Here is a 25,598-nt window from a genome sequence, read left to right as displayed (position 1 = left end):
CCCTGCCGGGCTGACAGCCCCTGTCACTCCAGCTCGCCACTGCCCTCTTTCGATAAATCAATCGGCGCCCGCCGCAGCACCATAAAGCCGGCGATACCCGCGATCAGCGATGCCAGCAACACCCCGGCCTTCGCCTGGATCAGCATTTCCTCGCGGCCGGCAAATGCCAGCTCGGCGATAAATATGGACATGGTGAAACCGATACCACCGAGCAGGGCAACGCCGATGATATGGTGAAAGGTCGCCCCTTTGGGCAGCGAGCCCAAACCGAGTTTCCAGCCGATCCAGGTCGCGCCGACAATCCCGATCAGCTTGCCGAACACCAGACCGGCAATCACCCCCATGGTCAATGGATTGAATACCGCTTCCGCGCTGGTGAAACTGTCTACCGGAATACCGGCATTGGCCAACGCAAAAATCGGCACAATGATAAACGCCACGGGGGTATGCAGGCGGGTTTCCATCCGCTGCAGTGGCGACTGCACCAGGTGAATGCCGTTATCCAGCGCCGATACCCGGGCGCGCAGGGCATCGTTGGCAATGATCTTGTCACCGGGGCGGAAGCAGCGATCAAAGCTGCGAATGATGTCTTTGACAAAAGTACTGAACGCCACCGGGTCGTATTTGGGGCGCGCGGGGATCGCCATCGCGGTAATCACGCCGGCGAGGGTTGCGTGCACACCGGTCACGTACAGCGCGTACCACAGCAGGATGCCGACGAAGATATAGGCTGGAGAGCGGCGTACCCCGGCAAACTTGAGCAGCCACAACAACACCACCAGCGCGATCGCCGCTACCAGTGCAGTCATATTGACACTCTCGGTATACCAGATGGCGATCACCAGAATCGCACCCAGGTCATCCACAATCGCCAGCGCCACCAGGAAGGTCACCACCGCACGGGGCACGCGGTTCCCCAGAATGGCAATACACCCCACCGCGAACGCAATATCCGTGGCCATGGGAATACCCCAGCCGCGACCGGCCTCGGTACCGCCGTTGAGCGTCGCGTAAATCACCGCCGGTACCACCATACCGCCAATGGCCGCCATCACCGGTAGAACCGCGTGTTTCAGCTCCGACAACTCTCCGACCAGGAATTCCCGCTTGAGCTCCAGCCCCACCAGCAGAAAGAAGACCGCCATCAGGCCGTCGTTGATCCAGTGGTGAAAGCTCATCGAGAGCGACCAGTCACCGAAGTTGTAGCTTACCGGCAGGTGCAGGATATGTTTGTAGGCCTCCTGCCAGGGAGAATTCGCGATCAACAGCGCGATGACAGCGCAGGCCATCAACAGCAGGCCACTGCTGCTCTGGCGGTGGATAAACTCTTCAAATGGCGTGACCAGGCGACCGAGGGCATTCTCCAGTGGAGCCTGGAAAACCTCACCCTTGCGGATCCGGAATTTGCTGAGTACGTTTTTCGCCATTAAGTGGAGACTCCTTGTGATACTTCCAGTGATATAGAAAACCTGAATTGCCGGCGCTCGAGTCACCGTATCCGGTGGTGCTTTGCAGAACGCCGGGCAAAAGTTAGCATGGCAGCCGCTTCCACCTCCATATCCCTAGAACTATAGTGCCGTTGATGACCCGTCTGGACCTTTTATTGGTAGAGCGCCAGCTCGCCAACTCCCGTACCCACGCCCGGAAACTGATCGATGCCGGGCGCGTCCTGCTGTCCGACGGCCACCGCTGGCGGCCGGCACTGAAGGCCAGCCAGTCCCTGGACGAGGAAACCCGGATCCGCGTCGAGCCACTGCCGGAAGACCGCTTCGTGTCCCGCGCCGGGCTCAAGCTGGCGGGCATCCTGGACCACACCGGTCTGTCCCCCGCGGGCTGGCATGCGCTGGATGTGGGCTGTTCCACCGGCGGTTTCAGCGATTGCCTGCTGCAGCGCGGCGCCGAACTGGTGGTGGGCGTGGACGTCGGGCGTGACCAGCTGGCCGAAAAGCTGCGCAACGATCCCCGCATGCACCTGTTCGAAACCCTCAACGCCCGCCATCTCACCGCCGAGCAAATTGCGCCTTTCGGCGACGCGGGCTTCGATGCGGTGGTGATGGATGTTTCCTTCATTTCCCAGACCCTGATCCTGCCCCAGCTGCCGCCACTGCTCAAACCCGGCGGCCACCTGCTGAGCCTGGTAAAACCCCAGTTCGAGGTAGGGCCGGAAGGGATCGGCAAGGGCGGCCTGGTAAAAGACACGGGCTTGTACGCCGGCGTCGAGGAAAACATCCGCACGCTCTGCGAGCGCTTGGGGCTGCGGGTTAACGCCTATATCGACAGCCCGATCAAGGGGGGCGATGGCAACCGGGAATTTCTGTTGTGGGCGATCAAACCCGATTAAGTATTCAGCAGTTCGCGTCGAAGGTGCCGATGCCGGGTACAGCCTTGTGAGACCTTCACCGCCATGGATGGCGTTGCAGAGCCCCCAGGGATGGGTTCACGGCGTGTCTCACAAGGCTGTACCCGGTAGCGGCACCACCACGGAGTTGTTCACGGAACTTGATCAGGGCAGGATTTTTTCCAGCTTGGCCTTGAAGCCGGTTTTGGCAACCTGGGTGGGAGAGGAGTTGCGACTGGGGCGCAGTAACAGGTTGCCCTGGCAATTGGGGCACTCGCGGTGCAGCTCATCCGCGCACACGAGGCAAAAGGTGCATTCGTAGGAACAGATATACGCTTCGTCCGTCAGGCCCAGCGGGGCACTGCAGCGCTCACAGGCTGCTTTCATTTTCAGCATGGAAATTTCCCGACCGTCACAACGACTTCTACTGGTTCATTCAATCCGGTGACAGAACCCGCAGACGCGAGGGGCAGGCACGCTGATCCCCGCCACTCCACACCGGCAGTGGCGGAAACGGCAGGTTGAGTGTTGCGTCAGTCTGCGTCCACCTGCTTGTCGGTGCGCGCCGCCATGATGAAATCATTCTTGTGCAGGCCACCGGCCTCATGACTCCACCAGGTAACGGTAACCTTGCCCCACTCCGTCAGCAGCGCCGGGTGATGGCCGACCTCTTCGGCAATGGCACCCACGCGGTTGGTAAACGCCAGCGCCTGCTTGAAATTGCGGAACTTGAATACCCGCTCAAGCTGCATCACGCCGTCCCGGACAACCGGGGTCCACTCGGGAATCTCGCGGATCAGCTCCGCCAGCTCGTCGTCGCTGACCAGAGGAGCGTCTGCGCGGCAGGCTTCGCAGGCCTGTTCTGATAGTTCTGTCATACCCAGACTCCTGTATACAAAAAACAAAAAGCGGAAACGTGGCACTCGACCACAAATTCTCGTTTTGCCACTTTAACCAGCCCCCAAATGTGAAACAAGGCGACCTGGGTCACACAAAATAAAAGCCGGGGAATCCGCCAAGCTCAAGTGGAGTGTGCTAATTTTTGCCCAGTTCCACGCAAAATTCAGAGTAATGTAATGAAGCACCTGGCGACGGCATTCGCAATAGTGACCCTGCTTTATGGCTGCGGACAAAAATCCGACGAAACCGACCAGCAGAGCTTAGCAGAGCGTCACCCGGCCCCATTGGCGGAATCTGAAGCCGAGGGTAAAGACTCCGCCAGTCAGCCGTCACCACCAGAGGACGCCCTGTCGACAGCGGATACTTCCAGTGAACAGAAAGCCTTCTATCGGCTGAGTAATCAGATGGTCGAGCGCATGTGGCAGCTGTTCCCCACCTGGGCCATCAGCAACGGCTATTACCAGGTGGCGAACCTGCTGGAAGTCCCGGACAAGGCCTACCGTCGCAAGGTGCGCGCATTTGCCCGCAATTACCTGAACGAATTTGGCAAATTCAATCAGAAAAGACTCGATGACAATGCGCGCACGGACCTGGCCCTGATCAACAACTTTCTCAACAGTACAGTGTGGGAAATCACCGATTTCAAATCCTTTGAGTGGAATCCGGCGGAATACAATGTCTCCCACGGCTTTGCCCTGATCCTCAACACGGATTACGCGCCCCTGGATGAGCGCCTGCGCACCTTCAGCGAACGCCTGAAACTGGTGCCCGCGTACTACATTGCCGCGGAAGAAAGTATCCAGAAGCCCGCCTCTCCACAGCTGATTCTGGCGATTCAGCAGAACGAAGGTGCACAGTCGGTATTTGGCGAGGACCTGATGGACAAGGTATCTGCCAGCGGGCTTTCAGAGGAGGAAAAAAAGCAGTTTGCAAAGCGGGTGAAAAACGCCCGGGAAGCCATCGAGGAATATGTCACTTTCCTGCAGACAATGCACGCAAAACTGGAAAAGGAGGATGCCTTCCGCTCCTTCCGCATTGGCGAAAAGCTCTACGAACAGAAGTTCAAATTCGACATCCAGATCAGCATGAGCGGGGAGCAGCTGTACCAGCGTGCCCTGGAGGAAAAAAATCACCTGCATGAAAAGATGTCTGAACTGGCAGACAAACTGTGGCCCAAATACTTCGAGGGCGAGGAGCCGCCAGCAGCGCCGCTGAAAAAGATTTCCGCAGTGCTGGAAAAGCTATCCGAGCACCACGCCACCAAGGCAACTTTCAAGGCAGAAGTGGAGAAGCAGATCCCAGAGCTGGAAGCCTTCGTCATCGAGCACGACCTGCTGACCCTGGACCCGGACAAACCACTGGTGGTCCGCACCACTCCGCCATATATGCGCGGATTCTCCGTTGCCTCGATCAATGCCCCCGGCCCCTACGATAGTGGGGCCAACACCTATTACAACGTCATGGCGATCGAGAGCATGGCGGACGACGCGGCGGAGAGCTTGCTGCGCGAGTACAACAGCTACCTGATGCAGATACTCAATATTCACGAGGCCATTCCCGGCCACTACACCCAGCTGGTGTACGCCAACAAGTCACCCAGCCTGATCAAGAATATTCTCGGCAACGGCGCAATGATCGAGGGTTGGGCAGTGTATACCGAGCGCATGATGCTGGAAGCCGGTTACGGCGACTTTGAGCCGGAACTGTGGATGATGTACTACAAGTGGAATCTGCGGACGGTGGTCAACACCATTCTGGATTACTCCATCCAGGTCAAAGACATGTCCGAGCAGGAAGCCCTGGACCTGATGATGAAGCAGGCCTTCCAGCAGAAGGCGGAGGCCATGGGCAAGTGGCGCCGGGCAACCCTGAGCCAGGTACAGCTCACCAGTTATTTCGCCGGCTATATGGCGATCATGAACCTGCGTGAAGAAATGAAGCAGAGGCTCGGGGACAAGTTCAATCTCAAGGCATTCAATGAGAAATTCCTGAGCTACGGTAATGCACCGGTACCGGTGATCCGCGAGCTGATGCTGAGTGAACTTCCGTCCTCAGGTCAGCCCGCATCCCACTGATATCACAACCGGTAAAACTTTACCGGCACCGTTATGGCCTTGATACAACGCCGGCTGAAGCTGTCGTTCAACAGGAAGGCCGGCACCTCATCCGTGAGTTGAAAGCCAAATTTCTCCGGCAGGCTGGTATACAGCGACCGCGGTGGCAGATATTCCCTGATGCCCTTGAGGCGCGCACCGGAGTCTGCTGAGTGGTAATAGATATCCACATCACCAATCTCCGTGCGCAAAAACTCAAGCGCCGCCGCCAGTGATACTTCCGCCCAGATAGCCCGGTAGGGCTTCAGGGTTTCGTTCACATAGCGAATAAATTCACGGTAATGCCCTCTGAACTGGGGCCAGCGCCGCTCGACCAGTTCAGTCTTGTTGTTGCCCAGATACTTTTCAAAGCCTCTCGCCAGCCCCTCGCAATTGCGCAGCCAGTCGTTCTGCACCTCCTCGATCAGGCACTCTCCGCGGTCGAGATCCAGGTCCATACGTACCCACGACATGGTGAACCCGCGGGCACAGTTCACCGGGTGCCCGCTGCGGCCATGAACGCCCGCCTTGGCATTGAAGTGCGAGCGGCCATATTTACTCAGGGCAGACAATTCCAGCAGCCGTTGATAGGCGCAATTGTGGCGCCGGTCAAAATTGAGTTGCAGAACCAGGCTGGATCCCTTGCGCGTGGTCTGTTGCCAGTAGCGGTCCTGCTGTCGCCAGGAGCCCAGGGTCAGATTGAAATCCATCGATTCCTCTCCCCACACGGTGCTCAGCTGTGCACGACGCAGCATGCCATCGCCACAGCCTGCAATCAGCGACTTCAGCAGTGGCCGGTGCAGGAATTTTGCCCAGCGGCTTTTGCGCAGTTCACGCAGTGCAATGGCTTCACCTGGCGCTGCAGCGAGCTCGCCGTCGAGCAGATCAAGGCAATATTTATCTTTAAAGTAGCGAAAGGTGCGTCGGTGATTGCCGAGGCAATCCAGCACCATATCCAGTTCACAATTTTCCATGAATGCTGCGGGTTTACCCCGCCCTCGGGCAGGCCCGGAATTCAGGCAATACGCGGCCGCGTATTCCCGAAATGGGCATACGTAAAAAAATCAGAGGGTGTCCGCGAATACGGACAATGTCAGACAGCTATCGGAAAAACTGGGTCAGAAAGGTGTTCAGCGAACACGCAGGCCGCAACCACGCAGACCCATCGCGACAGCAATATCGAGTTGCCTGAACATTTGAGCCTCCATTGGTTGGGTTGATTTGAAGAGAGCGCACTATACGCCGCTGTAAAATGGATTCAAGAGAGCACGAATAACTCAGGTGAATTTTCGTGCCCTTTTTGAACGGGAGCGGTGATACGGCTTTCGCACGCAAGAGATATGATCGGGCGATCGACTTGAGCCCGAATCCGCGATGGTTCAGAAGCTCAGTTTCTGCCAGCGACTGCGATTGTCGAAGCGCAGCGAGCGGACCTTGCCAAGGCCCTCCACATTGATCTGGTTGACCTGCTCCGGCCACTGGTCCTGCAGCGCATCAAACCTGAACCAGAGCTCGCCGACCTGCGCCGGTGCCGGCATCTCCTGGTACACCCAGATGAACTTGCCGTCCACTTCCTGCCCCACATGGGCAAGAGTGACCGGCTTTGGTTCACCGAGGCCCATGGCAAAGTGGGCACTTACGTAGCGTGCAAACTGCAACTGGGCTTCGGGATTTTCCAGCAGATATTCCTGCTTGCCAGTGATTTCGCCGAGCGCGTGCTCGGCATCGTGCACATAGAAGCGGTGCATGATTTCCACGTTACCGGTGCGCTCGTTGAACAACACCCGGGAAATGGCGGTCTTCATCTGATGGGCCTGCGCGTGGCAGGCCATCAGTAAGCTCAGGATCAGGAAAACAGTACGCATTGCTACTTACTTCTTGTGAAAGCCGGGCTCGGGGTCGGCTTTTTCGGTGGTCATGTCGTGCATGATGTCGCGATACACCGGATCGGTGCGCTTCTCGTCCTTGTAGGCCTCGATGCGGGATTTCACGATGCGACGCGGGTAGTGGTTGTTTTCGTTATCCACATCCGCGGTTTCCCAACGGGGATCCACCACAACCTGAGTCAGCTCCTTGTCAGTCACGATCAGCTTGGATACGGCCTTGGGCGAACGGCGCCAGATTTCCGCGGGGATATAGCGATCCTCCACACTGCCGTCAGCATAGCTGAGCTGCAGCAGGATCGGCATGACCAGGCCACCCTTATTGGAGAAGTCGATCACGTAGTAGTGCTTGTCCTCTTCTACCGCGCGCTCCAGTGCTTTGCGCTCCCAGGGTTCCAGGTCTTCAAGCAGCTGCGCGTACTCATTGCGCTCCTTGTTGGTGACGGTGAAACGGTCATGCTCGTCGTAAAAGTCGCGCACATCGCGGTTCTTTTCCAGCCAGGTCTTGTTGCCGGCATCGCGCTCGCGCTTCTCGAACAGCGGCTGGGGCTTGTCGGCCTCTTCCTGGCGGCGGCGCTTGAAATCGATGTCGGGGTTCTTGGTGTCCAGGCGCAGCTGCGACACCTTGTCGACACTGATGTCCACGTGGTCGGTGGAGTAGAACCAGCCGCGCCAGAACCAGTCCAGGTCCACACCACTGGCCTCTTCCATGGTGCGGAAGAAGTCTGCCGGAGTCGGGCGCTTGTACTGCCAGCGGGTGGCGTACTCCTTGAACGCGAAATCGAACAGTTCGCGCCCGAGAATCACCTCGCGCAGGATGTTCAGCGCCGCCGCGGGCTTGGCGTAGGCATTGGGCCCGAATTTCAGAATCGAGTCGGACTGGGTCATGATCGGCACCTGGATATCGGACTTCATGTAGTCGACAATATCCCGCGGCTCCACGCCCCAGGGCATTTCCGGATCCCATTCGCGACCGGCTACGCCGTCGAGGAAGCTGTTCAGGCCCTCGTCCATCCAGGTCCACTGGCGCTCGTCAGAGTTCACTACCATGGGGAAGTAGATATGCCCCACCTCGTGAATCACCACACCGATCAGGAAGCGCTTCTCGGCCTGGGTCCAGGTGCGCGAACCATCTTCGTGCAGGGTGGTGCGCGGGCCGTTGAAGGTGATCATGGGGTACTCCATGCCACCGACGGGCCCATTCACGCTCTGCGCCACCGGGTAGGGATAGTCGAAGGAAAAGCGCGAGTACACCTCCATGGTGTGAATCACGGATTCCGTGGAGTACTTCTTCCACAGCTCACCGCCCTCCTTCGGGTAGAACGACATCGCCATCACTTCCGGCATGGCGTCGCCACCCTGCTGGTAGCCCTTGGCGTCCCACATAAACTTGCGCGAGGACGCCCAGGCAAAGTCCCGCACCCGGTCGGCCTTGAAGCGCCAGGTCTTGGAACTGCGGGTACCGTCCTTCTCGTTATCCAGGGCCTCGTCTTCGGTCACGATGAATACCGGACGCTTGGCGGTGCGCGCTTTTTCCAGGCGGTCACGCTGGGTCCGGGTCAGCACGTCTTCCGGATTCTGCAGTTTACCGGTGGCGGAAACGATGTGATCCGCAGGCACGGTGAGGCTCACATCGTAGTCACCGAACTCCAGGGTAAATTCACCGCGTCCGAGAAACGCCTTGTTGGTCCAGGCCTCGTAATCGGTGTAGGCATGCATCCGCGGGAACCACTGCGCCAGCAGGAAAATGTCATTGCCGCCCTTGCGCGCATCATCGGGGAAGTGTTCGTAGCCAGAACGGGCGCCTACTGCATCTTCCTCGAGGATATTGAAGGAGAAATCCATGCGGAACTCGACCTTCTCGCCGGGCTTGAGCGGCTGCGCCAGGTCGACGCGCATGTTGGAGCCCACCACCGTCGCCCGCAGCTGGTTGCCGTCGGCATCCTTCAGGTTGTCGATGGTATAGCCGGGCTTGTTGTCCGCGAGCCACTGCTGGCGACGCAATTCACCCAGGCTAACCCCCGCCGGAGCCTCGTCCGATTCCGCGCGGGTGGCACCCCCACCAAAGGTCACGGTGGTTTCGGCAATGGAGTCCGCGCGGAAGCGATTCTGGTCCAGCTGCAGCCACAGGTACTTGAGGGTATCCGGGGAGTTGTTGGTGTAGCTGATGGTCTCGCTGGCACTCAGGGAGCGCTTGTCCTCGTTGAGGCGCGCATCGATCCGGTAATCGACCTCCTGCTGCCAGTAAGCGTGGCCCGGCTCACCTGCGGCATTGCGGTAAACGTTGGGCGTGGGCAGGACTTCATCCAGCTGACGGAATTTGTCTTCGAAGTCACCTTTGGTCTGGGAGATGGCTGCCAGTGCGGAAACCGAGCAGCACAGCGTCGCGATTACCGCGGCCGCTGACTGGAGCAGTGGGGGCATAGGAATTTACCGGGTTGTGTACATAACAAAGCGAAGAGACGAATGGAGCGACAAAAACCTCAAATACGCCAGCGCACGTGAGATTGATCGACACTGTGGCGCGACGAGTGGAAACCGCGAGCGGCAACCGGCGGGTCGCAGGGAACTGTCACAGGGATCGCCCCAGGGAAAAGAAATACGGCGCCCGCAGGCGCCGTGATCGATCGAAGGAGATCGCCGCCGTTATCCGGCGACGCCCTCTTCGATCTTGTGCTTCCAGATTACCGGGCCGGTGTTGTGCACCGACTCACCATTGCTGTCCACAGCTACGGTGACCGGCATGTCTTCCACCTCAAACTCGTAGATGGCTTCCATACCCAGTTCCGGGAAGGCGATGACCTTGGCATCCTTGATGGCCTGGGCCACCAGGTAGGCGGCACCGCCCACGGCCATCAGGTAGACCGCCTTGTTGTCGCGTATCGCCTCGATCGCGGTGGGGCCGCGCTCGGCCTTGCCGATCATGCCCAGCAGGCCGGTCTCTTCCAGCATGGTGCGGGTGAACTTGTCCATACGGGTGGCGGTGGTGGGGCCAGCGGGGCCGACCACCTCTTCGCGCACCGGATCCACCGGGCCCACGTAGTAGATAAAGCGACCGCTCAGGTCCACCGGCAGCTTCTCGCCCTTGGCGAGGATATCCACCATCTTCTTGTGCGCGGCATCGCGACCGGTGAGCATCTTGCCATTCAGCAACAGGGTGTCTCCCGGCTGCCAGCTCAGCACGTCTTCACGGGTGACCTCATCCAGGTTCACACGGCGGGTATTACCCCCGGCTTCGCGGGTGATTTCCGGCCAGTCTTCCAGCTTTGGCGGGGTCTGGCGCGCGGCGCCGGAACCGTCGAGAGTGAAGTGGGTGTGGCGGGTGGCGGCGCAGTTCGGAATGATCGCCACCGCCTTGTTGGCGGCGTGGGTCGGGTAATCCTTCACCTTCACATCCAGTACGGTGGTGAGGCCGCCCAGGCCCTGGGCACCGATGCCCAGCTTGTTGACCTTGTCGAACAGCTCCAGGCGCAGCTCCTCGGCGCGATTGGAGGCACCGCGCTCCTGCAGCTCCTGGATATCGATCGGGTCCAGCAGGGATTCTTTCGCCAGCAGCATGGCTTTCTCGGCGGTACCGCCGACACCGATACCCAGCATGCCGGGCGGACACCAGCCGGCACCCATTTTTGGCACCATTTCCAGCACCCAGTCGACCACGGAGTCGGACGGGTTCAGCATGGCGAACTTGCTCTTGGCCTCGCTGCCGCCACCCTTGGCTGCGACGTAGACTTCCACGGTGTCGCCGGGCACGATTTCGAAGTGAATCACCGCCGGAGTGTTGTCACCGGTGTTTTTGCGGGCGCCATCCGGGTCATCCAGGATGGAGGCGCGCAGCACGTTGTCCGGGTTGTTGTAGGCGCGGCGCACGCCTTCGTTGACCATATCGGTGACGCTCATGTCGGCGTCCCACTGCACGTTCATGCCCACTTTCAGTTTCACGGTCACGATGCCGGTGTCCTGACAGATGGGGCGGTGGCCCTGGGCGCACATGCGGGAGTTGATCAGGATCTGGGCCATGGCGTCTTTCGCCGCCGGGTTGGCCTCTTTCTCGTAGGCCTTGTTGAGGGCCTGGATAAAGTCCTGGGGATGGTAGTAAGAGATGAACTGCAGCGCGTCGGCCACGCTGTCGATCAGGTCGTCCTGGCGGATAATGGTCATTGCCGGCTCCGTGTGTGGTCTCGTCTCGAAGGCGGCGATTTTACACGAAATGGCAGGAGGTGTTGGATTCAGCGAAGGTTGCCAACATCAACTGCAAATGAGAACCAATATCGAAAAGTAAAAAGCCCCGTGAGGCGCGGCTACACCTCATGGGGCCCGATGTCAGACAGCTGACATTAAGTTGAAGATTACTGGGTAGCGTCGAAGTACTGCCCGCTTTCCGCCGCATCCTGCTTCTTGTTGTGACGAACACATACGTCTACCGATCCCGATGCGCTGCCTTCGAAGTCCGAGGCAGTGAAGTTGACCCGGTAAACGCGGCCATCTCCATTACCCGCGCGCTCAGCGCGCAGCAATGCCGTACCGTCAGCGTAAATGACCGCATCAATTGCGGTATCACCGTCACCGGTGCCATTGGTGGGCTCATCCGAAGTCACACTGTCAATCACAATTGTCGCGTTATCTTCAGGATCGCTGACGCCGAGGATTCTCACCTCCAGCATGTTGTGGTTCGGCGGCCACATACAGGCAACCGACGGACGCGCGGCGCTCACCAGGGGGGGATCATTGGCATTCTGCACATTGACCACCACCTCGTCGCTCCCGTAACCGCTGTAGCCATCGCCCACGGTCAGCTTGAAGGTCAGCGCCTCCCCGCCCGGGCTCACGAATGGTGCGGTAATTGACGGTGTCGCTGTATCTGCACCGGTCAGGGTCACCGTGGGACCGCCCACCTGTACCCAGCTAAAGCTCAGAGCATCGCTATCCGGGTCACTACTGCCGTTACCGTTGAGCTGCACCGGGTTGCTTTCATTTACGGTGATATCGGTTCCCGCGTGCGCAACCGGCGCATTATTGATGTTGGTAATATCCACAGTAACCGTAGCCAGGTTGTTACCAATGGTATATCCGGGCGTCGGCGCATCTGCCGGGAAACCATCGTCCACCAACAGCTGGAATACCAGCGTGGCAACAACTCCAGACACACCCCCTGCATCTACCAGTGGCGCGGTGAATGAGGGACTTGCAGTGTTGGCGCCCGCCAAGGTTACCGCCGGACCGGATACCTGAGTCCAGGTGTAGGTGATCAGGTCATTGTCCCCGTCGAAACTGGCGTTGCCATCCAAATTGACCGGCGCGCCCTCGGCAACCGACAGATCTTCACCGGCTTCAGCAACGGGCACATGATTGATATTGACCACCGCGATGCTCACCTGCGCGTTGCTGGAGGCACCGTTTGCAGTAACCGTCAGGTCAAAAGTCAGGGTTTCACCACCCAACGCAACCGCCGGCGCATCAAAGGTGGGCTGTGCCGCACTGCTATCGGACAGGACCACCGGCGTGCCGGATACCTGTGACCAGGAGAACGTCATCGGGTCGCCATCGGCATCATTACTCGCAGAGCCATCTAACTGCACTAGTTGTTCTTCATTGACCGAGGCATCGGGTCCGGCGTTGGCAACCGGCGGGGTGTCGGATACTTCCAGGGTACAGATGTTCGAGCATCCGTCACCGCCCTGGATATTGCCATCGTCGCAAGCCTCGGAGCCCTGCAGCAGGCCATTGCCACAGATGACGCCCTCACAGGCATCACCCTGGCCGTTGCCATTGGCATCCGTCTGCCCGGGGTTGGCATCCAGCGGACAGTTATCCACATTGCCGCAGATACCGTCGCCGTCGCCGTCGTTTGCCTGGTCCAGCGGACAAGCATCGTCGGCGTTACAAATGCCGTCGAAATCGGCATCCGCACAGGCACCGCCGCCGAAGGTCTGCGGGATGAAGCCACTGGACCACGGGGATTCGATCACGGTACTGGTGGTAAATGAAAAGGAATGCAAGCCAGCGTCAAATGCGCCGGTAAAGGTCTGGAAATGACGGACCCCGGAATGCGGCACCCCGTCCTGGTCCGGCCAGCTACTATGGGCATAGCTTTTGTCCGCCCAGCAGTGCGCATCGGCGGGCAATTCCGACGGATAAATCCAGCCGGTAAAGGGGTAATCGAAGCCATCGATGATAATACTACCAACAGGCGACGGCCCTTCCGTAGGATTGTGGTAAGTACCCGCATAGAAGGTGGTTACCGACCCATCATCGCGCCAGCAAATCTGAACGGTATGTGCACTGGCAACCGCGCTAAATAGACCAGCGATAAAAGTCAGCGCAAGCAGCATCACACGATGGAGGGTGTTGTTCGGCGTACGGTTCATGAGCGCGCCTCCATTCCGAGAACTTCCCGAATCATATTGGAGAGAGACTCAACCGAATCCAGCGTGGCACCGGCTTCGCAATCTTCTGCCAGCACCTGCAGCAACTGTTTGGCTCGTTGCACTTCTTGACTACTGCTATCTTCGCGGGCTGCAATTTCCGCGTTTACCAGGGCTATTTCCGCATCACAGGCAGCATCTGCTGTCGCAAATCCGGAAAAAGCACTCAGCAGTAATGTAAGTGCGACCCCGCGACCCCACTTGCTCTCGAAATTCCTAGAGCTAATTGAATTGCGATTTTCATTTCGCGTATGTGCCATGTTCAACCTCCTTATACTGTCGAAACTAATGGCATTGATATTTTTGGCACTGACTTTTGGAACTACTGTGCTTACAGGCTCCGTCATCCTGACCATTGAACCGAGACAAAAGTGTCACAACACAAACTACATTTTCACCTGATTGAAAACACCAATTATGATCTCACCCCACAGCCAAGATGACGGGTCAAGTCAATGCCTTATTGTGGAAACAGCATCTGGAACAAACGTCCAAAATACTGCAGTGCTTTCCTGCAGGCGCGGACAAGCTAGCACAGGAAAAAAATTCTCGTCGACAAAAATTCCGCAAGCGATACAAAAAAATATTGTCAATGACCACAAAGAGCTATTTTAAATGGCCCCTTGGGGCTAACCTGACGTCTTGCGGGCAAGAAAATATTTTGAGAATAAACAGAAAATACTTTCTCAAAAATTCGCTGGCGAACGACTCTTGCGCGCCGAACTATTTCAGCCCACAAAAAAAGCGGGCCAACTGGCCCGCTTTCCGCATCAGAAACATTTAAAAATTACTTGAGACCGAGCACTTCCCGCCCCTGGATAAAGGTCACATCCACCGGGATATCCGCTTCCTTGAGGCGGTCGAGGTCGGCCTGCAGCTCAGCGGAAACCACACCCATACCGTCCAGCAGCTCCTTGGACTTGGCGTAGTCGCCGTCGCCCTGGATAGTCAGGATCAGATTGGACAGCTTGGTCATGGCCGCCTGCATCTTGTCGAAGTCGACACTGTACACATCGGTTTCCGGATCGCGGCTGAAGGCGCCCTCTTGCTTGAAGAAGTTGAAGCGCATCATGTTGGCCTTGCCGTGGGCGCTGGCCGCGCCGAAGCGCACACTGCGGAAGATGCTGGCGAGGAAGGTGACGTAGTTGTCCATCAGCTCACCCTCTTCCAGCTCTCCTTTCTCATGCAGCTTGGTGACCATGTACAGACCGAGGATATCCGCCTTGCCCTCTTCCAGCGCGGAGGAAGTCTCCTTCAGGGCCTGACGCACATTGCTGCCGTCGGTAATGGTCTTCTTGATGCCCAGGCCGTGGGCCACTTCGTGGAACATGGTGTTGGCAAAGAAGGCGTCGAAGGTGATGTGCTTGCGCTGGTCTTCCGCGATCAGCACGCCGCTGATGGGCACCAGGATCTGATCGAACTTGGCGCGCATGGCATTTTTCAACTGCAGGCGACGGGTGCCCTTGGCCAGCTGCACTTCTTCATCGTTGGGCAGGTTGATGGCGATGGTCTTGGAGCCGGCGTTGCTGTGGCCCGCATAGTAGAGCACGTCGTAGGCGTTGAGGTCGGAATCGGTTCCCGGGGTCTCCGCTTTGTACTTGTCATCCACCGGCAGGCCGCGCTGCAGTTCCGGCAGGAAGGCGGCGAACTTGGACAGTTTTTCGCTCCAGGCCATGTCTTTCAGCAGCACATAGGCCTCGTACGCGGTGCGGTAGGCAAACAGCTGGTCTTCGTAGTTTTCGATCGGGCCGATCACCACGTCGATGGGGTTGTTTTTCATATCCATCCACGCCATGTCGCTCTTGCGGAACTGGTCGTCCTGCAGGGCGTCGGCGCGCAGCTTCAGGTAGCTGGCAAATTCGGCATCTTCCGCCAGTTCCGAGGCCTGGCGCAGCAGCTCGGCGGCCTTGCCCAGTTCCGCCTTGTATGCCTGGTGGTAGGGCACCAGTTCCAGGTCGCCGTTGGCATTGCGGCGCACCAGGGAGTAGAGGCCCTGCTTGCCGGGCTGTTTCCAGGCCTCGAATTCCTGCTTGGTCATATCTTCCGGGTAGAACTCGGCTCCCAGAGGCTTGTCGCCATAACCTTCGATAAACGGTTTGTTGTCATTGAGACGGTCCCAGGGGCCGTAGTTGATATCGGCGAAGGTACGCGCACCGCTGTCCTGGATACCACTCAGCAGGTCCTGCGCGGGACCATATGACTGCAACCAGAACAGCTGGTCCATGACCTGGCTGGCGTCGATCAGCAGACCGATCATTTTGCGCTGGTTGTCACTCAGGGACGAGAGATCAGCATTCAGCTCGACCGGCGCATAGATATTGAAGCGCGAGGGATCCACACCGGGCGCAATGGCACCGGTCTGTACGCTGGATGAAGGTTGCACAGCTTCTGATTTGACGGCTTTGGCTTCGCTCGCCACTTCGGTTTTTGTGGCGGATTTTTCGTCAGCGGCACAGCCGCCCAGCACCGCGAGAGCCAGTGCAGAGGCAACAAAAATTGCAGATTTCATACAGATTCCTGCCTGAATGTTATAGGAATAGGTTTGGGGGAAGCTTACTGCTTGAAAGTCACATTAATTGCGCCTCACAGAGAAGTCCAGCGACACAAGCGTGCGGAACAATCGACTGCCATTATGGGCAATGAAAGCCCATTGCGCCGACTTTGCAGGTGCGAAAAAAACTTTTGACGCCAGCGAGACACCGAAAGTTCTGGCGATATGCAGACTCGCAATAATCCTCAGGGCACCAGAGGGGTTTCACTCACTGCACGCTCGCGCTGCTGCATCCGCCACATGGAGGCATAGTGGCCGTCTGCCGCAATCAGTTCGCGGTGACTCCCCTGCTCTATCAACTGCCCCTGGTCCATAACCAGAATCTGATCCGCGTCCACCACGGTGGATAGTCGGTGGGCAATCACCAGGGTGGTCTGCTCGTGGGAAATATCCGCCAGCGCCTGCACAATTCCCTGTTCGGAATGGCTGTCGAGGGAGGATGTTGCTTCGTCGAATACCATGATCGGCGGCCGCTTCAACAGTGCGCGGGCGATGGCCACCCGCTGTTTTTCCCCACCGGACAGTTTCAGGCCGCGCTCTCCCACCATGGTGTGCACGCCCTCGGGCAGCTGTGCGATAAAACCATCCAGCTGCGCGTGGCAGATCGCTTCTTCCACCTCTTTATCCGAGGCATCCACGCGCCCGTAGCGCACGTTGTCGAGAATCGACTGGTTGAACAGCACCGTGTCCTGGGGCACCACGCCAATCGCGCGGCGCAACGAGTCCTGGCTGACACCGCGAATATCCTGGCCGTCGATCAGGATGCGCCCGCCTGTGACGTCGTAAAAACGAAACAGCAGTTTGAACAGAGTGGATTTTCCGGCGCCGCTGGCGCCGACGATGGCCACCTTCTGCCTGGGCGCTACGGTAAAGCTGATGCCCTTGAGGATTTCCCGGTCCGGGCGGTAGCCGAAGTGCACGTCTTCAAATGCAATGCTGCCCTCGCGTATTTCCAGTTCGCCCGCATCTTTGCGGTCCTCGATCGCCGGTTTGACGTCGAGTATCGAAAACATTTTTTCGATATTGGCCAGCGAGCCTTTCATCTCCCGGTAGACAAACCCGAGGAAATTCAGCGGAATGAATATCTGCATCATAAAGGCGTTGATGAGTACGAAGTCACCAATGGTCATGGTGCCCCGGGCGACGTACACCGCGGCGAGAATCATGGCCCCGCACATGGCCGCGGCGATAATAAAAGCCTGGCCCGCGTTGAGGCCGAACAGTGACAGGCGGTTCTTGCGGCGCGCCTGTTCCCACTGCGCCAGCTCGCGGTCGTAGTGGCCCGCCTCATGCCGCTCATTGCCGAAATATTTGACGGTTTCGTAATTCAGCAGGCTGTCTACCGCGCGGCTGCTGCTCTGGGATTCCGCCCGATTCAGCTCGCGCACAAAGCGCGTGCGCCACTCGGTGGCGACCACGGAAAAGCCGATATAGACAATCACCGCCCCCAGCACCAGCAGTGCAAAGCCGGCACTGTAATTCCACCACAACAAGCCCGCCACCATGGCAATTTCCACCAGGGTCGGCACGATGTTGAACACCATAAAACGCATCAGAAAACCGATACCGCTGTTACCCCGCTCGATATCCCGCGACAGACCGCCGGTGCGCCGGTTGAGGTGATAGTCCAGGTCCAGCCGATGCAGGTGTCGAAATACTTCCAGCCCCACCCGGCGCTGGGCGCGCTCGGTGACGCGGCCGAAAATGGTATCGCGCAGCTCGCCGAACAGTACCGAGGAGAAGCGCACCAGGCCGTAGGCGAGCAGCAGGCCCAGTGGCAGGGCAATGGCCGCAGCCGCGCCGCCCGCCGCGTCCAGGTCATCGACAATATGCTTGAGAATAAACGGCAGGCCGACACTGGCTACCTTGGCGCCCACCAGGCACAGCACTGCCAGCATCACCTGGCGCTTGAATTCCAGCAGGTACGGAAACAGGGTTTTGAGTGCGCCCCAGTGGACATCTTCCAGGGCCACGGCAGATTTGGGTCTCGGCATGGACAGGCAACTTGCGCGGAAATGTGGCGGCGATTATAGCCGCAGACCCGGCATTGGGGTGTTCAGCTCAGGGCGCGCAGGGGTACGTCATCTCGCCGCCCGATGGGTGCATCCAGCACCCGCACCAGGAACTCGGTCAGTACACCGGCGGTAAACCCCCAGATTTCATAGCCCTGGTACTCGTAGGCCGGCAGGTAGATACGCCGCTGGTCGATGGTGATACGGTCGGTGCGGACCCGCGGATCACCGAGAAAGAAGCTCAGGGGAACGTGGAAGATGGCGTCCAGCTCTCCCGGGTTGGGGGTCAGTTTCGCGTCCGCCGGTACCACTCCCAGCCAGGGAGTGACTTCCACCTGCCAGCGGGTAGTGCGTGTCCACAGTGGCCCCAGGATGCGCACCTGTTCCGCGGGCAGGCCGATTTCCTCGTGGGTTTCCCGCAGCGCGGTGTACTCCAGGGAGGGGTCCGTTTCGTCCCAGCGACCGCCGGGCAGGGAGACTTCACCGGAGTGGCTGGACAGTTGTTGTGATCGCAGAGTGAGAATGACCTGGGGGTCCGGCTCGTCGGTCAGCGCCAGCAGCACCGCCGCGTGGCCGCGAAGATCAGGCCCCTTGGGGACGCGAGCTTCCAGCTCGTGTTTTATTTCGGCAAATCTGCCCTCAATTTCTTTCAACATCTCGATATTTCTTTCACTGCAGCAAACTGCGCTATTACCACTATACGCTCGTAAGCGGATTTGACCAGTGCGCCGGTCAGACGTTCACGCCCTCTCCTTCACCGCTTCACCACCCGGCTCTTCCGGCTTGTGCCCACCTCCCACTTTTTCCCGCAACGACTGCACCAGGGCGTAATAGATCGGCACAAGAAATGTAGAAAAAATACTTGCAGCAAGCATGCCACCAAAGACCGCAAGCCCGAGGGAAATGCGACTCGATGCACCGGCACCGGTAGCGATCACCAGAGGGAAAATACCCAGCACAAATGCCAGCGAGGTCATCAGCACCGCGCGGAAACGCAGGCGCGTAGCCTCCAGTGCGGCCTCCTCGATAGAGACCCCCTGCGCGCGCTGGACCATCGCGAACTCCACCATCAGGATGGCTGTCTTGGCGGCAATGGCGATCAGCAGCACCAGACCGATCTGGGTATAAAGGTTGCTCTCGTGGCCCATCACCCAGCAGGCAAACAGGCCGCCGGCGATGGCAATCGGCACCGCCAGCAGTACCGCGATGGGTATCGTCCAGCTTTCGTATTGCGCCACCAGGAACAGGTAGGCAAACAGCACCGCCAGTGAAAACAGAATCGGCGCCATATTACCGGCGCTGATCTCCTCCAGGCTGGAACCGGTCCACTCGTAACCGTACCCTTCCGGCAGATGGGCCCCCATCGCCTCCATGGCGCTCATAGCCTCACCGCTGGAATGCCCCGGCGCCGCGGCGCCGTTGATAGTGACACTGTTGTAAAGGTTGTATCGCTGTACCGTCTGCGGCCCGACGATGGGCAGCACTTCCGCCACCGAACTGACCGGTACCAGGCCACCACTGTTGGCACGCACGAAGAAACCCGTCAGGTCGCTCTCGCTGTCCCGGTACTGGGCGTCGGCCTGGGCCAGCACCTGGAATACCCTGCCGTAGCGGTTGAAGTCGTTGATGTAAAAGCCGCCCAGATAGGTCTGCAGGGTCAGGTATACATCGGCGAGACTGAGGCCGAGTATGTGCGCCTTGTCCTTATCCAGCTTCAGACCCAGCTGTGGTGTCGAGGCCTGGTAGGTGGTGAATGCCCGCGCGATTTCCGGCTGTTGATTAGCCGCACCCAGCAGCGCATAGAGTACCCCCGCAAGCTCCTGCACACTTCGCCCCTGGCGGTCTTCCAGCACAAATTCAAAACCGCCAATGGTCCCGAGGCCCGGCAGTGCGGGTACCGGAAAAGCCTGCACCTGGGCCTCCTTCACCGCGGCCCCCAACTGCTGGGCCCGGCGCAGGATGGCAAATTGGTGCAGTTCGCGGGAGTTGCGCGCCTCCCAGGGGTCCAGAATGACGATCATCAACGCAGCGTTGGAAACCAGGCCACCGGACAGCAGGCTGAAACCGGGCACCGCCAGAACATGGGCCACGCCATCGAACTCGCGGATTTTCTCCCCCAGGCGCTCGACCACCGGCGCGGTGCGCTCGAGAGTGGCGCCATCCGGTAGCTGCACATTCATCATGAAGAAACCCTGGTCTTCATCGGGGATAAAGCCGGTTGGCACAGCAGAGAACAGCCACACACACAGCGCAGCAATACCCGCAATACTTGCCAGCCCGATCAGCGGGCGGTGCACACACATATGGACGATCCCCATGTACAGGCGGGTGCCACCGTGCAAAAGCCGGTTGAAGAAACCGAATACCCCGGAGCCTCCCCCCGCTTCCATGTGGTTTTGCTGTGGCCGCAGCAATGACGCACTCAGGGACGGGCTCAGGGTCAATGCATTGATACTGGAAATCACCACGGAAATGGAAATGGTCATGGCAAACTGCTTGTACATCTTGCCCGTGAGCCCCGGCATCAACATCACCGGCACAAACACCGCCAGCAGCACCGCGGTAGTCGCAATTATCGGCCCGGTCACTTCGCGCATGGATTCCATCGCCGCCTCGCTGGCGGTCATCCCCTCCCCCAGAAGACGCTGGGTGTTTTCCACCACGATAATTGCGTCGTCCACCACAATGCCGATGGCGAGAATCAGTGCGAACAGGGTCACGGTATTGATGGACATACCCAGCGCATACATCACTGCGAAGGTGCCGATCAGTGATACGGGAATGGCGATGGCCGGGATCAGGGTTGCGCGCCAGTCCTGCAGGAACACAAACACCACCACGATCACCAGCAACAGCGCCACCACCAGAGTCTCTATCACCTCCTTGATGGAGGCCCGCACGAAGTCGGTGGTGTCGTACAGGGTTTCCGCCTCGAGCCCTTCGGGAAAGTGCCGGGAAAGTTCCTCTACCTTGGCCCGCACGCTGGTCGCCACATCCAGGGCATTGGCATCCGGCAGCTGATAGACGGCGATCACCGCCGCGGGTTTTCCATCCAGCTGGCCGTAGGCACTGTAGCTCTGGCTGCCGAGCTCCACCCGCGCGATATCGCGCATCCGCACCAGGCCGCCATCGGGCGTGGAGCGGATACTGATATCCGCGAATTCGTCCGCACTCTCGAGGCGCCCCCGGGCGATGATGTTGTACTGGAACTGTTGGGTATTTTTCGTCGGTGGTGCGCCGATTTTCCCCGCAGCCACCTGCAGGTTCTGCGCCTGCACCGCGGCAATAACATCCCCAGCGGTTACATCCAGGGCGGCCATTTTGTCGGGATTGAGCCACAGCCGCATGGCAAAATTCTGCGTACCCAGAATCTGTACGTCACTGACACCGTCGATACGCGCCAGCTCGTCGGCAATAAACAATTCGCCGTAGTTGGACAGGAACAGGGTGTCGAACTTGTCTTCCGGTGAAAACAGGTTCACCGTCATCAGGATGGTACTGCTGCGTTTTTCCACCGTGACGCCGCTGCGGGTGACTTCCGTTGGCAGGCTCGGGGTTGCCTGCTGCACCCGGTTCTGCACGTTGACCTGCGCGATATCGCCGTCGTAACCACTCTCGAAGGTCACCGTCAGGCTGTAGGTACCGTCATTGCTACTGGTGGACGACATGTACTTCATGCCCTCCACACCATTGACCTGCGCCTCGATCGGCACCGCCACACTGTCACGCATGACTTCGGCACTGGCGCCGGGATACCTGGCACTGACCACTACCGTCGGCGGCGCTATCTCGGGAAACTGGGCGATCGGCAGCATCGGCAGTGACAGTATGCCCGCCAGGGTGATCAGGATGGACACCACCAGCGCCATGCGCGGTCGGCGGATAAACGTGGCACTGATCATCCGGTACCGGTCCTTACTGCGTTGCGGAACAGGTTATTTGCCATCGAAGTACGCATCCGGCTCCGCGGTGTCGCCGGCTCTGGAATCGATGTCCCGTTCGGGCACGGACTGCTCGGCCGCCGGCACATCGCCTTCGCGAATCTGCGGTACCGGGCTCTGCGCCTCTGGCGGCTTGATCACCTTGAGGTTCTTGTAGGGATCGAGCGCCGGATTTTGCGGCGCCACCGGCGCGCCATCGACCACCCGCTGCAAACCGTTGACCACGATACGCTCACCGGCCTTCAAACCCTCGTCCACCGCCCACAGTTCACCCTCTCTCTGCCCGAGCTTGAGATAGCGCTTGTGTGCGATGCTGTCCTCACTGACGACGTAGACATAGCGTCCCTGCATGTCCTCCTGCACCGCCGACTGGGGCACCAGGGGCTTTTCGCTCTCTTTTCCGGAAAACACACTGATCACGACACGGGCAAACTGCCCCTGAACCAGCAACGCCTCCGGGTTCGGGAAACGCGCGCGCACCACCGCCGAACCGGTTGCCTGGTCAATCTGGTTATCCACAAATACGATCAACCCGGGATAGGGATAGAGGTTGCCGTCGGGTTGCTTGATACGGACATCGCGCTTTTCCTGAGCAACGCCCCGCTGTTCCCGACGCGCGGCCTCTTCCTGCACCGCGAACAGCCGGTCCTCCGGCACCTGAAACGTCACGTAGATGGGATCCATGCGCACAATCGACGTGAGTGGCTCGCTATTGGGACCAACCAGCGAGCCATCGGTAAATTCGCTGCGGCCGACAATACCGGTGAGTGGCGCGTGGATTTCGGTGTAATTGAGGTTGAGTTGCGCGGCTTCCACATTGGCTTGCATCGCCGCCACCTGGGACTGGGCTGTTTCAAAGGTCGCGGTCAGCTCATCCATGTCCACCTTGCTGATCGCACCGGTGGCCACCAGCTCACGGCCGCGGCGGTAGTTGCGCTCTGCATTGGCCAGGGTGGCGTGGGCCTGGGCAAGGTTGGCGCGCTGGTTTTCCAGCGCCGCTACATAGGGCTTGGGGTCGATGACGTAAAGCAGCTCCCCCTTTTGTACCAGCTGCCCCTCGATAAAGTTGCGGCTCTCGATATACCCCTCGACCCGCGGACGCACCTTGAACTCGTCCGTCGCTTCCACGCGGCCGACGTATTCGTAGCGGGGCACCACCTGGTGTAGCCGTACCGCGAGTACCTCCACCGGGGGCGCCTTGGGCACTGGCGGCTCCTCTTGTTTGGCGCAACCGACCATTGCCAGCAGCACCACCAGATATACCGAGAAACGCGCCATAAACATCGAGCCACCGACTACCGCCTGTACCACCTCCTTTACTATAGGCAAGCCAGCAGGGCCGGGCTGGCGCGCGCGACGACTGCAGGTATACTTGCGCCATGAAATTCTGCAGCCACTGTGGCCATACCGTTGTATTTGAAATCCCGGCGGGAGATGACCGTCCGCGCCACCTCTGCCGCGACTGCGGTGCCATTCACTACGTGAACCCGCGGGTAATCGTCGGCACCCTGCCCTACCTGGGCGACCAGGTCCTGCTGTGCAAACGCGCCATCGAGCCCCGCTATGGACTCTGGACCCTGCCGGCGGGCTTTATGGAAAACGGGGAAAGCAGCGAGCAGGGCGCGCTCAGGGAATCCTGGGAAGAAGCGCGGGCCAACCTGAGGGTCGACGACCTGTTTTCGGTCTACGACATTCCCCACATCAACCAGGTGTACCTGATATACCGCGGCGAACTCACCGACACCAGATTCGGCCCCGGGCCGGAATCACTGGAAGTGGAATTGTTTGACGAAAAGGACATCCCCTGGGAGGAGATGGCGTTCCCGGTGATGACACAGACCCTGAAGCACTATTTCAGTGACCGGGAGAAAGGGGATTTCGGCTTGCACCGCGGCGTGATCCAGAAAAAACTCTGAGGTAACAGCACCCCCCGACACAGAAGCGCTGCTTGTTTAGCACAGCGTGCTCCTAGTGGGCTGCGCGCTTGTGCTGCAACAGCCAGTGATAGATATCTTCGCCTTCATACACTCGACGCCACACATCGTGGGCCATGTCTTCGTGCACCGTAAACCGCACTTCCGCGTTGCTGGTTTTTTCCAGCAGATTCAGGCCGGTATAAAAATAGGGCTTCTTCACCGCCTCGTCCCTGCCGCCAGCGAATGCCCAGACCGGCAAGTTGGCTTTAGCTATGGGCGCCATCATGTCAGGGTGCCCCCAGCCCACGACAGGAGCAATCGCGGCAAATTTCTCAGGGTGTCGACTCGCCAAGTACCAGGTGCCGAAACCACCGTAACTCATACCGGTTAAGTAGATTCTCTGCTGGTCGACGCGCAAGTCATCGGTGACGGAGTCGAGAATATCCAGCAAGTCCGTTTCAACCCGCTCCCAGCCATCCGGCAGCAGCGGTGCAACATCGGACCAGTCCGTTACCTGCTCTCCTGCCGCCATTTCGCCTTGCGCCTGGAAATACTCTCTGGCGGGCACTCCGTCTTTGCTGCGTACAGGGATCTGGTCCCGGGTGCGATTAGCGATATAGTCACGCTTTTTATCCATGCCAAACATATGCAATTGCGGCGCGACAATAATAAACGGCAGGTCTCTTTTTTGCGCCCACACTTCGTACAGCGGTCCGTGGGTCAGCACATAGTCGAGTTCATCCTTGCCATTGCCGCGCTCGCCATTCCCATGCAGGAAAAAAAGCAGTGGCCACGCTCGCTCCGGCTCTGTCGAATATCCTTTCGGCAGGTAGACAAAGTAATCTCGCTCCTCCTCATCCACATGGCTGATATAGGAATGCCGCAGCAACTGGCTTTCCGACGAATTGTCATTGGCAACATCTGATTCACAAGCCACAATCAGCAAGGCAACCAGCGAGTAGAACAACACCTTCCCTGCCGCAATTAGCCGCTCAAAAAAATTCCCCAACATATAAGTCTTCATTGTTATGTGTATTTCGCTCAATTACAGCGATCATCCAAGCACCACAGATCAAATGCGGGCTCTTCATAGGGATGTGCGGCACGCATGGCGGCGAGCACCTGGTCCACCACTTCATCCGCACAGACTGTTTCCACCCGATACTCGGATACCCGTTCTACCACCCCGGTCTGACCGAGAAATGGCTGGCTGCCGTCGAGCGGCCGGAACTGCCCCAGCCCCTTTACCTGCCAGCAGCAGCTGTCGTAAGTGCCGATGCGGCCAGCACCGGCGGCGAACAGTGCCAGCTTGACCGGCTCCAGATGAGACTCGGGGATATAGACGCAGAGCTTGTACATGCTCAGAACATCAGCGTCATCAGCTTGCGCTGGTAGCGGGTCGCCACCGGGTCACCAGCACCCAGCGCCTTGACGATATCCAGGTACGCCTGCTTGGCGGCGCCGTCCGCAAAGCCCATGTCTGAGCGCAGGATATTCAGCAGCATCTCCAGCGCCTCTTCATGGCGCTCACTCTGGGTCAGC

The 25,598-nt window shown here is 58.9% G+C and carries 20 protein-coding genes; 3 read left to right on the top strand and 17 right to left on the bottom strand.

Going from position 1 to position 25,598, the window contains the following annotated elements; translation table 11 throughout:
- Positions 1–23: 23 nt before the first annotated feature.
- Positions 24–1,427: a Na+/H+ antiporter NhaA gene (gene nhaA / locus QZ511_RS10530; protein WP_295802272.1), complete on the bottom strand. Its 1,404-nt coding sequence runs from the start codon at positions 1,425–1,427 to the stop codon at positions 24–26.
- Positions 1,428–1,582: 155 nt separating this feature from the next.
- On the opposite strand from nhaA, the gene QZ511_RS10525 reads away from it, so the two are divergent.
- The gene (locus QZ511_RS10525) at positions 1,583–2,341 is read left to right on the top strand and encodes a TlyA family RNA methyltransferase (RefSeq protein WP_295802271.1); all 759 of its coding nucleotides are present in this window, start codon (positions 1,583–1,585) and stop codon (positions 2,339–2,341) included.
- Positions 2,342–2,503: 162 nt separating this feature from the next.
- On the opposite strand, the gene QZ511_RS10520 is transcribed toward QZ511_RS10525, so the two are convergent.
- Entirely contained in the window at positions 2,504–2,734 is a 231-nt protein-coding gene (locus QZ511_RS10520; RefSeq protein WP_295802270.1) for a DUF1272 domain-containing protein, read from the bottom strand.
- A 137-nt stretch (positions 2,735–2,871) separates the two neighbouring features.
- Positions 2,872–3,216: a 4a-hydroxytetrahydrobiopterin dehydratase gene (locus tag QZ511_RS10515; RefSeq protein ID WP_295802269.1), complete on the bottom strand. Its 345-nt coding sequence runs from the start codon at positions 3,214–3,216 to the stop codon at positions 2,872–2,874.
- 198 nt (positions 3,217–3,414) lie between these two features.
- Between QZ511_RS10515 and QZ511_RS10510 the strand changes: the two genes are divergently transcribed.
- Positions 3,415–5,313: a DUF885 domain-containing protein gene (locus QZ511_RS10510; RefSeq protein WP_295802268.1), complete on the top strand. Its 1,899-nt coding sequence runs from the start codon at positions 3,415–3,417 to the stop codon at positions 5,311–5,313.
- A gap of 2 nt (positions 5,314–5,315) precedes the next feature.
- Here the strand turns inward: QZ511_RS10510 and QZ511_RS10505 are convergent, their stop codons facing one another.
- The 11 genes from QZ511_RS10505 to QZ511_RS10455 form a co-directional block, all read right to left on the bottom strand.
- Entirely contained in the window at positions 5,316–6,305 is a 990-nt protein-coding gene (locus QZ511_RS10505) for a hypothetical protein (RefSeq protein ID WP_295802267.1), read from the bottom strand.
- A gap of 405 nt (positions 6,306–6,710) precedes the next feature.
- Positions 6,711–7,196: a DUF6702 family protein gene (locus tag QZ511_RS10500; protein ID WP_295802266.1), complete on the bottom strand. Its 486-nt coding sequence runs from the start codon at positions 7,194–7,196 to the stop codon at positions 6,711–6,713.
- Positions 7,197–7,202: 6 nt separating this feature from the next.
- Positions 7,203–9,638 (bottom strand): M1 family metallopeptidase, encoded by a 2,436-nt coding sequence (locus QZ511_RS10495; protein WP_295802265.1) that lies wholly within the window; start codon positions 9,636–9,638, stop codon positions 7,203–7,205.
- Positions 9,639–9,860: 222 nt separating this feature from the next.
- The gene (locus QZ511_RS10490) at positions 9,861–11,372 is read right to left on the bottom strand and encodes a fumarate hydratase (protein WP_295802264.1); all 1,512 of its coding nucleotides are present in this window, start codon (positions 11,370–11,372) and stop codon (positions 9,861–9,863) included.
- Between the two features lie 188 nt (positions 11,373–11,560).
- A complete protein-coding gene (locus QZ511_RS10485) occupies positions 11,561–13,579 on the bottom strand; it encodes a PKD domain-containing protein (RefSeq protein WP_295802263.1) in 2,019 nt (672 codons plus the stop codon).
- Complete coding sequence (locus tag QZ511_RS10480; protein ID WP_295802262.1) at positions 13,576–13,896, bottom strand: hypothetical protein; 321 nt, start codon at positions 13,894–13,896, stop codon at positions 13,576–13,578. The genes QZ511_RS10485 and QZ511_RS10480 overlap by 4 nt, the downstream gene beginning before the upstream one ends.
- A gap of 527 nt (positions 13,897–14,423) precedes the next feature.
- The gene (locus QZ511_RS10475; protein WP_295802261.1) at positions 14,424–16,145 is read right to left on the bottom strand and encodes a Zn-dependent hydrolase; all 1,722 of its coding nucleotides are present in this window, start codon (positions 16,143–16,145) and stop codon (positions 14,424–14,426) included.
- Between the two features lie 227 nt (positions 16,146–16,372).
- On the bottom strand, positions 16,373–18,181 hold the full coding sequence (locus tag QZ511_RS10470; RefSeq protein WP_295802260.1) for an ABC transporter ATP-binding protein/permease: 1,809 nt from the start codon (positions 18,179–18,181) through the stop codon (positions 16,373–16,375).
- 62 nt (positions 18,182–18,243) lie between these two features.
- Positions 18,244–18,855, bottom strand: a complete 612-nt coding sequence (locus tag QZ511_RS10465) for a CoA pyrophosphatase (RefSeq protein ID WP_295802259.1) — start codon at positions 18,853–18,855, stop codon at positions 18,244–18,246.
- An 84-nt stretch (positions 18,856–18,939) separates the two neighbouring features.
- Positions 18,940–22,101: an efflux RND transporter permease subunit gene (locus tag QZ511_RS10460; protein WP_295802258.1), complete on the bottom strand. Its 3,162-nt coding sequence runs from the start codon at positions 22,099–22,101 to the stop codon at positions 18,940–18,942.
- A gap of 33 nt (positions 22,102–22,134) precedes the next feature.
- Positions 22,135–23,469: an efflux RND transporter periplasmic adaptor subunit gene (locus QZ511_RS10455; RefSeq protein ID WP_295802257.1), complete on the bottom strand. Its 1,335-nt coding sequence runs from the start codon at positions 23,467–23,469 to the stop codon at positions 22,135–22,137.
- A gap of 50 nt (positions 23,470–23,519) precedes the next feature.
- Here QZ511_RS10455 and QZ511_RS10450 point away from each other — a divergent pair, with 50 nt between their 5' ends.
- Positions 23,520–24,056: an NUDIX hydrolase gene (locus tag QZ511_RS10450; protein ID WP_295802256.1), complete on the top strand. Its 537-nt coding sequence runs from the start codon at positions 23,520–23,522 to the stop codon at positions 24,054–24,056.
- 52 nt (positions 24,057–24,108) lie between these two features.
- On the opposite strand, the gene QZ511_RS10445 is transcribed toward QZ511_RS10450, so the two are convergent.
- The 3 genes from QZ511_RS10445 to QZ511_RS10435 all read right to left on the bottom strand — a co-directional run.
- On the bottom strand, positions 24,109–25,080 hold the full coding sequence (locus tag QZ511_RS10445) for a prolyl oligopeptidase family serine peptidase (RefSeq protein ID WP_295802255.1): 972 nt from the start codon (positions 25,078–25,080) through the stop codon (positions 24,109–24,111).
- A gap of 17 nt (positions 25,081–25,097) precedes the next feature.
- Positions 25,098–25,415, bottom strand: coding sequence for a YqfO family protein (locus QZ511_RS10440; protein WP_295802254.1), 318 nt, complete (start codon positions 25,413–25,415; stop codon positions 25,098–25,100).
- Positions 25,416–25,417: 2 nt separating this feature from the next.
- Positions 25,418–25,598: tetratricopeptide repeat protein (locus QZ511_RS10435; protein ID WP_295802253.1), on the bottom strand; the 181-nt coding region annotated here is incomplete at its 5' end.

This window comes from uncultured Microbulbifer sp. (assembly GCF_913055755.1).
Classification (GTDB): domain Bacteria; phylum Pseudomonadota; class Gammaproteobacteria; order Pseudomonadales; family Cellvibrionaceae; genus Microbulbifer.
This window is presented reverse-complemented; position numbering and strand designations above follow the sequence as displayed.